The organism is Edaphobacter aggregans DSM 19364, from assembly GCF_000745965.1.
GTDB classification, from domain to species: Bacteria; Acidobacteriota; Terriglobia; order Terriglobales; family Acidobacteriaceae; genus Edaphobacter; species Edaphobacter aggregans.
Genome location: NZ_JQKI01000047.1, coordinates 41,939 through 50,697, shown reverse-complemented (window position 1 = coordinate 50,697; position 8,759 = coordinate 41,939). Strand labels below are relative to the sequence as shown.

Genomic DNA, 8,759 nt, shown 5'->3' with positions numbered 1-8,759 from the left:
AAAGAGGCAAGACCAGCAGACGTTCCACTCCAGAGAGTTCCGGATGAATCCTCGAAAAGGCAGTTCACCTCTGGGGAAGGCAAACCCTCTACCGTTGTATAGGTTCTCCATTGGCCGTTTGAAAAAGAACTCAGCCCGGTAGGTGTGGCAAACCACATTGCACCATCGCGGGTTTCAAGGATGGACGAGACGGTATTCGAAGCGAGTCCGTTGGTCGTCGTGTAAGTGGTGAAGTGCCCATCTTTGAATTTGCTGACGCCGCCGTTTAGTGTGCCGGCCCACACAGAGCCATCTCGGCTCTCATAAACAGCATAGGCACTGTTTTGGGCCAGTCCGTTTGCCTGTGTATAACTCTGGCTCGCTATCGCACCGTTGCGAAATCGTAGACGGGTCAGTCCCCCGCGTTGACGTCCGGCCCACACCACATCTGCCCGTCCACTGATGGAATAGACGACCTCATTTGGTGGTATCGATGTAACGGGTTGAACGCGGCCGTTCTGGAGAACATACAGCCCACCTTGAGCGGGAGCGAACCAGGTGCGGCCCTCCGGGTCGACATATACAGGGCCATTGTGTTCGAAACGACGATCGCTAACAGATGAATAGGTTACGAACGCACTGTCCCGAATGCGGTCTAGCCCTCGCGCACCTCCGATCCAGAGATTCCCTTCACGGTCTTCAAACAGAGCGTTAATCCCACCGTTTCCGCGAAGCTCCTTCTCTTCTGAGAGCGAAACACCTTTGGCATTGATACGCAGCAGCCCGCGCGCTGTGCCCACCCAGGCATTCGCATCGCGATCGCGCAGCATACTCAAAACCTGAACAGCACCAAAGGAGGACGGAAATCCAACACGCCGAAAGTCTTTCCCGTTCCCGTGATACAAGCCCGTGTCGCTGCCGACCCACAATTCCTGATTGCCGATCGGCAGCAAGCAGTTGATCTTTCGGTCGGGCAATCCTGCGTTGACGTTGGTAGCTCGACCGCCCGCCAGAAAAAAGAGACCAGCGCCAAGCGTGCCCAGCCAAATTTTGCCTTCTGTTGTTTCCGCCATAGAGATTACCGGCGATGAACCGGGTAAGACAGCGGGCGCTGTCAGTTTCTGAACCTCGTCTCCCCGGAAGTCGAATGTGCCCTTGGCGATGTCCGAAACCAGTACTCCCCCCTTGCTGTCTTTAGACACCGCAGTGATCTGGGATGTCATTGCTTCTGCACCGTATCTGACACTCTCAAATTTGCCGTCTTTTTGGCGTGCGACATCAGCGCCCTGTGGACGGATCCACAGTCCTCCGCCGGCATCCGTAAGGAGTTCCAAGATGGGAACATTGGAATCGGAAGCAACCGACGTAAATGAGACAGGGGTGAAGGTAAAACCGTCGAACCGTAGCAGGCCTTTGTCGGTCCCAATCCAGAGGTATCCATCGGCGGTTTGCCCAATCGCATTTACCGCCCCACCGGGAAAGTTACTCCCTGCACTCCATTGCTCGCGAACGTACTGCGACGGCGGACGATTGGGGTCGAGTGCACGCGCATCGCTGAAGAGGCACACTGGCGCAATTCCAATAAGGATCCATCGAATTTGCTTCAACGAGCAATTCACGGGAGATACTCGAATTTGTCGATTATGACCTGATTCTCGTCTTTCACTGGGATCTGGCCCTGATGGAAAACATACAGGGCGATGCGCACCGATTGGCCCCCCGGGGAAGGAACTCCCGAGGTAAACACGTGCTGGTTGAGCACACGGCCTGCATTGCCCGATCCCGCTACGGTCGAAAACGTTACCTGTCCCGGTTCCCAGCGGAACGAATGTGTGAACACACCACCCGGTACCCTAAATCGAACAATGTTAGCTGGAACATAGTAAGGCTGGATGACATAGTGCGCATTGTCATTATTACTGTATCCCCAACGAGAAAGCTCAATGTCCAACTCGCGGCGGTTCCTCTCGGTGCCAACGCCGTCCCAAGTGATAAGGGTCAGAACAGCAGAAGGTTCGAGATGAGAGACATCGCGCACCTGGAACCTGTATGTTCCGTATCCCAGGCTGCGCGTGAGCTTCACCTCCGCGGCAGTCCACTTTCCCGGGCTTCCCGAGATGCGAAGATGCAGTGCACCTCTTTCGTCCGTCCAAACGTTCGCAGGATCGAAAAAGTTTCTTGACCCAGCGCGGAAAATTGGCCCGGTGCTCGTCGTCCACTCGTAACCGCTGAAGTTCAGTATCTTGGGCGACGGGAGTACCGGCGCGGGGCCTTCCCCGTTAACGACTGCCAGCGCCACCACGCCGTTGCCGACGATCGGTAACGATTCAGTCTGGTCAGGCGGATTGTAGGTTGGATCAACCAACAGAGCGGCATATTGTGTTCCCAATTGGATCGAAGCTTTCCACCGGCCGTCAGGTTCGATATTCGTAAACGCCTGACTCGATCGCCGATACACCCGCCATCGTCCATCTGTCTTTGCGTACAACACGATTCGCTGCCCGGGTCGAGCCCCTGTGGCACGACCTTCGATTATGTCTGTCTTGTAGGGACTCTCCTGATCTGCGGCGGGGACCTTGCTGAAAGCAAGCGGCGGAGCTGAAATTTTTGCTGAAGAGTGGCATCCGGTCAGCACAAAGGACGCCAACAGCACTGACAATGTTGCGGTACGTGCGAGTATGTGCAGGCGCGACACCATCGATCTCCGTCACGATCCGAGGTAAGGCGGCCAGGGCTGCACCCACCATTGCCCGCTGTGCGCATAAATAACAATCTGCTGGTTTGGTCGAGCGTTTCTTACCCGTCCATAGAAGTGTCGACTCTTTCTCGTCCACCTTGCGGCGCCGGCGGGATATGGGTGAACTCGACCGAAGGTCCGGAATTGGCTTTATGCGACTGGCAACTGTTCAGCGCAATGCAGAAAACCAGCAGCAGCGACTGCTGCAAGAAAACTGGGACCACAGTCGCAGTTGCATGTGACCCCACAATAGACTGCTGGATGCGCGAGGTGAGAGGCACCCTGCAGAGTGCTTGAACCGAAATCTTACCGCACTGAGCTCCGGTGTGCACCTTCAACGAGGTCCGACCACTGGCATGATCATTCTTGTAGCAGACGATAACGCCCTAAGCCGTGAACTCATCAGAGAGCTGCTGGAAGGATCAGGCCAGGTGACCGAAAAGTTCGGATTCCAGTAGATCTTTTGGTATCGCACCACACTCACTGACTTACACGCTCAGCGCCCTCCAACTTTTGGAATAAACCCATGATGTGGCACAAACGCCAATTTATCGTTTATTCGCCACTGGAGACCGAGTCTTCGATGGCTCTGCCCACTGATTGCGGGCGAGTCACAGGCAAGAACGAAGCCGCAGGCGCCGCGGACGCTCGACTGTGCCATACTCGGGGTGGATGGGCTTGCAGAGATCGCTTCATCGGCCTTCGTTGATCTAGCTAAATGGCTGATTACAGGCGTGCTTTGATTCAATCTCCATAGACTCATTCGGATGCGGTCAGGTTACGAGCCATTAAAGTAGAGCTGCGGCGACGAATGCATGAACCTATTCCAGAGCAGGGCCGATGGTTGGGGCAAGTGGTGCGTGGCTACTTTGCGTACCATGCGGTGCCAACTAACACCAAGAGCTTGTGTGCGTTTCGGCACCACGTTACTGACCTCTGGAGGCGTTCGCTTCGGCGACGCAGCCAGAGGGATCGCACAACGTGGGATCGGGCCGCGCAACTCGTGGCAGCATTTCTGCCTGCCGTGCGAATAATTCATCCCTGGCCGCATGAGCGATCATCCAAGGTGGAAGCCCGGTGCGCGAATTGGCGCAACAGCGCCAAGATCCGCGCCGGCAAGTTCAGACCACTACGACCGGCTTATCGTACTTAAAAATCCGTTTTCTGAGATCGCCCTAATACGTTCTATGCTCCCGGCGCGCACGGCTACATCGACTATCCTTCACTTCAAACTGCGAACTCTGTGCTGGCTTGATTTGAAGAGAGGGCGGCGGACTCATTCGTTGACGTCCGCCGCTGTTCGAACTTTATGATACGTGCAGGCGCGAGCGATTTCAGGCCGGCTCTTGCTGCATGGGCTCTGCGATGCGGGCGGTGAGAAATTGCAGATACTCCTGCAGACCCACACCGCTTTTTGCAGAGACCGCGAAGTGGCGCATTCCAGGCCTTACGGCTTGAATGTTAGCCTTCACGGTCTCCTCGTCGAATTCAACTGCTTCAGCGAGATCCATCTTTGTAATCACAGCCACATCTGCGCTGTTGAAGATGGTGGGGTACTTCAGCGGCTTATCTTCGCCCTCTGTAACCGAAAGGAGGACGAGGCGAAGATTTTCTCCCAGGTCGTAGGACGAAGGGCAAACCAGATTGCCGACGTTCTCAATGAAGAGAAAGTCGAGTTTGCCGATCCCCCATTCCTTGAGCGCGTTGTCGACCATCGCAGCTTCAAGGTGACAGAGAGTTCCAGTTGTAATCTGCCTGACTGGGGCCTGACTGCGCGCCAGGCGCACGGCATCATTCTCGGTTGCGAGGTCACCGACGAGTGCAGCCACACGGTAGTGCGGTTGCAGGAGCGTTAGCGTCTTTTCGAGAAAGGCCGTCTTACCCGCGCCTGGGCTTGAGACGAGGCTCACAACAAAAGTTCGTTGCGTTCGAAAACGCTCTCGCAGTTCCCGAGCGATCACATCATTTTGCTTCAGGACGTTCTTACGCACTTCCAACAGGCGCGGTTCGACACTCATCTCGTACCTCCAGAGCAGTAATTGCCAGTTCTTTTCCGTGAATGACGTCCGACGTAGATGTACCGCACTCAGGGCAGCAGAACCATTGCATCGAACTCAAGATTTTTTGTGTCTTACAGGCCGGGCAGTAGACCTCGATGGGTATTTCCTTGATGACGAGCCTGGAGCCCTCCAGTTGTGTGCCGCTGCATGCCATCTCATAAGAGAAGAGCAACGCTTCGGCGACGACACCGGATAGCCGGCCAAGCTCCAGGTGGACAGCATCGATCCTGACTTCTCGACGCTCCGCCTCTTCGAGCGCTAGATCCACGATACTCATTGCGATAGAGAGTTCATGCATACGCGGCTCCATCGGTTGCACTTTGCTCGAAGACCGCGAGAGCAGCCTGGCCGAGACTGATTCCACCATCGTTGGGGGGGACAGCGTGGTTTGTCCAGACCTGAAGATGCTCTGCCTCAAGAAGCGGCTTGAGATCCTCCAATAGCAACTCGTTCTGGAAGACTCCTCCGGAGAGGACTAGAGTATGACTTCCATGCTCCTCGCAGAGCGTTTTGATCGAGGAGTACAGGCCCTGGGCGATTCCTCGTTGAAATGCGCGAGCAATCTCTCGTGCCGGACGTCCGCGGGTGCGGTCACGGATCACAGACTGAAGGAGAGGACGGAAGTCCAGTTCGTAATTGGCGAATGGGAATGGATACGCGTCCGTTGCCGATGAACCTTTAGCCACTTGCTCTAACCAGATTGCGGCCTGTCCTTCGAAGGTCGTCTGTCTGACGAAGCCAAGCAGGACCGCGGCCGTGTCAAAGAGTCTGCCCATGGATGTGGTGGAGAACGTGCGAACGCCTCGATCGATGAGTTGCACAGCATCGTGATAACGGGGGGTGAAGCTGAACGGCGCTGTAGCCATATCGGGCAAGTCATTAATCTGAGAGAGAAATCCGGCGGCGGCCTGTATGGGATATTGAGATGCTGCGTCCCCTCCGGGTAGAACTGCCTGACGCAGGTGGGCCACTCGCGTGAAACCTTGTTGCACGCTGCCAGCGAAGAACTCGCCACCCCAGATCGTGCCGTCGTCACCGTATCCGGTGCCGTCGAAGCTGACTCCCACTACCTTCGCTTCCCACTCACCGCGCTCGGCGAGGACTGACGCGATGTGCGCGCGGTGATGTTGCACAGCGCATCTGCTTGAGCAAGGCAATGCCAGAGCATGGGTGGTGGATGCATACTGCGGGTGGCAGTCGTGCACGACGAGTAGATCTTCGCAGCGTACGTTGTACATCGAGATCAGGTCGGTCACCGTCTCATCAAAGGCTCGGAATGACTGATAGTGGTCCAAGTCTCCGATGTGCTGGCTGACGAACGCCTGCCCATCAACGACGAGAGTGATGGTGTTCTTGAGGTCGGCGCCTACGGCCAGGATTGGGCGCTTCGTTGGCAGCATGGCAACGGCTCCGGGAGCGTATCCGCGGGCGCGTCGCAGGATCATGGGGCCGAAGGCGCTCGCGCGCGCGACCGAGTCGTCGACCCGCCGCGGAATGGGGCGTTCGCCAACGAGGAAGGCATCAGCGATTCCAGAGAGACGCTCGAGCGCATCCTCATCCTCGTATGCAATCGGTTCGCTGGAGCGGTTCGCGCTCGTCATCACCAACACATCAGGCGCACCAGCAGCAAAGAGAAGGTGGTGTAGAGGCGTGTACGGCAACATCACACCAAGCTCATTATTTTCGGGAGCGACACCGGCAAGTTCGAGCTTCTTCGATGCAAGCACAATCGGCCGAGCGCTGGACGTCAGCAGTATTTCCACGTCGTGAGTAAGCTGAACCAGGCCGCGTACTGTTTCCAGATCTTCAGCCATTAGTGCAAACGGCTTTTCTTTCCTGAACTTCCGCTCGCGGAGGGCAGTGTTGGCTTCGGCATTTCGCGCGTCACAGGCCAGGTGGTAGCCTCCGAGGCCTTTGATCGCCACGATCTTACCTTCACGGAGAAGCTGTGCCGTTCTTTCAATTGCGCCTGTGTCATCTGAGATCGTCGTTACCCCGTCCATGATGAGAGAGTGCTTCGGACCACAGGCGGGACAGGCGACAGGCTGCGCATGAAAGCGGCGATTGACTGGGTCGTGGTACTCATGGCTGCAGTAATGATCCATTGGCCAGCGGCGCATTGTGGTGTTCGGCCGATCATAGGGCAACGCGTGGATAACGCTATAACGTGGGCCGCAATTCGTGCAATTGATATAGGGATAACCGTACCGCTTGTTGGTTGGATCAAATAGTTCTGTGAGGCAATCATCGCAGATCGGAAGGTCAGGTGAGACACGAGCCGTAGGCCGGTCGAGTTGCTCGCTTTCGCGAATCGTGAAGTCGCTCAAGCCCTCGCACGATGCAGATTCGATTTGGATCTCTGCGATGGACGCTGCGGCAGGCGGCCTCATCTTTATCTCTCGAACGAATGTGGCCAGATTCTCTTCGACACCTTCGAGATGAATCTCGACTCCGTTGTTGCCATTGAGTACCCAACCTGTGAGCATGTTTGCCTGAGCGAGACGGTAGACGAAAGGGCGGAAGCCAACGCCCTGTACTACTCCGCGAACGCGAATGGAGCGTGCAATCGCCACTACGATCCCCAACCTACGACGCAGCCGCGGCCTTGCCAGCCGACCTGGATCACTTTGCCATCCTCCACCAGAACGGGGACGGTGCAGAGGCTACTGTCGAGCGAGCGCAGACGTTCTCTGGCCTCGGGATCAGCCTCGATGTCGTACTCAAGGAAATCGCGGCGGTTCCACTCCAGCGATTCGCGGAGCTCTTGCGTGTAGGGGCAGCTTGCGGTGCCGTAGAGTTCAAGCCTCGCCACGGTCGAGTACCTCCAATGTTTCGCGGATGACATGGTAGGCGGAGGCCTGAACCTCCTGGATGCGCGGGATATAGTCACTGCGAACGATGATGGGAAAGTCTGCGAGAGCGCGACGGAAGATCTCTCCACCGTCATAGCCGAGAAGTGCGACCGTCAGCAGACCGCGCTTCCGCGCCTCCTCAAGCGCCATCACAATGTTGCGTGAGCCTCCACTGGTGGAGATGCCTATCGCCACATCCTTCGGCCGCGCCTGAGCGATCAACTGGCGCCGGAAGATGACCTCTGTGCCAACGTCGTTCGCAAGAGCTGTTATGTTGGCTGGCTCCATGGCAAGCGATACTGCCGGAATCGAGCGATAGCCTGCGGGTGGGAGTATGCAGTCCAGGGCCCAATCATTGGCATCGGTTGCAGATCCACCGTTTCCGAAGAGAATCAGCTTCCCACCCTGCGACAGGCGCTGATGGATGGCGCGCGATGCGTTTCCGATCTGTTCGGCCTGTTCCTTAGCGAGTTGAGTTCGTAGCAGGGTGTCGTCATGGGCCTTCATCAGAATCGAGGCCGCCACCTCTTCGAAGATATTGGACATCTCCTGTTTTCTCTGGCCTAGAAACGGGTAGAGGAACTCCGATTGCCCAACGTCCTGTCCGAGTTCCCTGTGCTCAAGAAACACATGTACGGTCTCCCAGAGCGTGTGATAGAGGATCTCGATCATCTCCTGGTGGACGAATGGGTCTTGCGTGACTGGTTTGAGTGCGTATGAGCCCTCAGGTCCCGGGAGCGCAAAGGTCATTGCGTTGCGGGAACGAACCCATGCTAAGGCGGCATCCACTTCAGGATCGCCCCCGGGAGGGCCGAACCCCATTACGATGTCTTCAGGACTGAGGATTGTGTGGAGCCACGGCTCAAAAGCCATGGAAAGATCAAGTGCCGGAAGAGCTCGCTTTCCCACGATAACCGGATGAACGAACTCGACCGAGACATGCTGCGCATCGGTTGCGTATGGTCCTCGGCCAAAGGCCAGCAGGCGCCCTCCCTGCAGGAAGCGCTCTGACATCTCGTGGCAGGCCTGTGCCAGATGCCTTGCCTCTCGCGCGAAGAAGTGCTCCATGACGTCGTTCCGCATGAGGAGGCGTTCTTCAATCTGCGCTGTGAGTTTGCAAGTAGTTTGCAT

At 56.7% G+C, this 8,759-nt stretch carries 7 protein-coding genes and 2 pseudogenes; all 9 read right to left on the bottom strand.

The features are described from left to right. The coding region (locus Q363_RS17880; protein WP_281176022.1) for a ligand-binding sensor domain-containing protein at positions 1-1,313 on the bottom strand (1,313 nt) is incomplete at its 3' end. Positions 1,314-1,400: 87 nt separating this feature from the next. Beyond that, positions 1,401-1,547: pseudogene (locus Q363_RS46420) on the bottom strand (hypothetical protein); the annotation flags it as partial. A 47-nt stretch (positions 1,548-1,594) separates the two neighbouring features. Continuing rightward, positions 1,595-2,368 carry a LamG domain-containing protein gene (locus Q363_RS17875; protein ID WP_051978942.1) on the bottom strand — a complete coding sequence of 258 codons (774 nt, stop codon included), beginning with the start codon at positions 2,366-2,368 and terminating at the stop codon, positions 1,595-1,597. Between the two features lie 770 nt (positions 2,369-3,138). Next, a pseudogene (locus Q363_RS46415) lies at positions 3,139-3,198 on the bottom strand (sigma 54-interacting transcriptional regulator); the annotation flags it as partial. Positions 3,199-4,050: 852 nt separating this feature from the next. Beyond that, entirely contained in the window at positions 4,051-4,734 is a 684-nt protein-coding gene (hypB, locus tag Q363_RS17870; protein ID WP_035352791.1) for a hydrogenase nickel incorporation protein HypB, read from the bottom strand. Further along, positions 4,700-5,074 (bottom strand): hydrogenase maturation nickel metallochaperone HypA/HybF, encoded by a 375-nt coding sequence (locus tag Q363_RS17865; RefSeq protein ID WP_035352788.1) that lies wholly within the window; start codon positions 5,072-5,074, stop codon positions 4,700-4,702. Before Q363_RS17865 ends, hypB begins: the two co-directional genes overlap by 35 nt. Next, positions 5,067-7,349 carry a carbamoyltransferase HypF gene (gene hypF, locus Q363_RS17860; RefSeq protein WP_035352786.1) on the bottom strand — a complete coding sequence of 761 codons (2,283 nt, stop codon included), beginning with the start codon at positions 7,347-7,349 and terminating at the stop codon, positions 5,067-5,069. Before hypF ends, Q363_RS17865 begins: the two co-directional genes overlap by 8 nt. Then, entirely contained in the window at positions 7,349-7,588 is a 240-nt protein-coding gene (locus tag Q363_RS17855) for a glutaredoxin domain-containing protein (RefSeq protein ID WP_035352783.1), read from the bottom strand. Before Q363_RS17855 ends, hypF begins: the two co-directional genes overlap by 1 nt. Continuing rightward, positions 7,575-8,759: a D-sedoheptulose-7-phosphate isomerase gene (locus tag Q363_RS17850; protein ID WP_211256237.1), complete on the bottom strand. Its 1,185-nt coding sequence runs from the start codon at positions 8,757-8,759 to the stop codon at positions 7,575-7,577. The genes Q363_RS17855 and Q363_RS17850 overlap by 14 nt, the downstream gene beginning before the upstream one ends.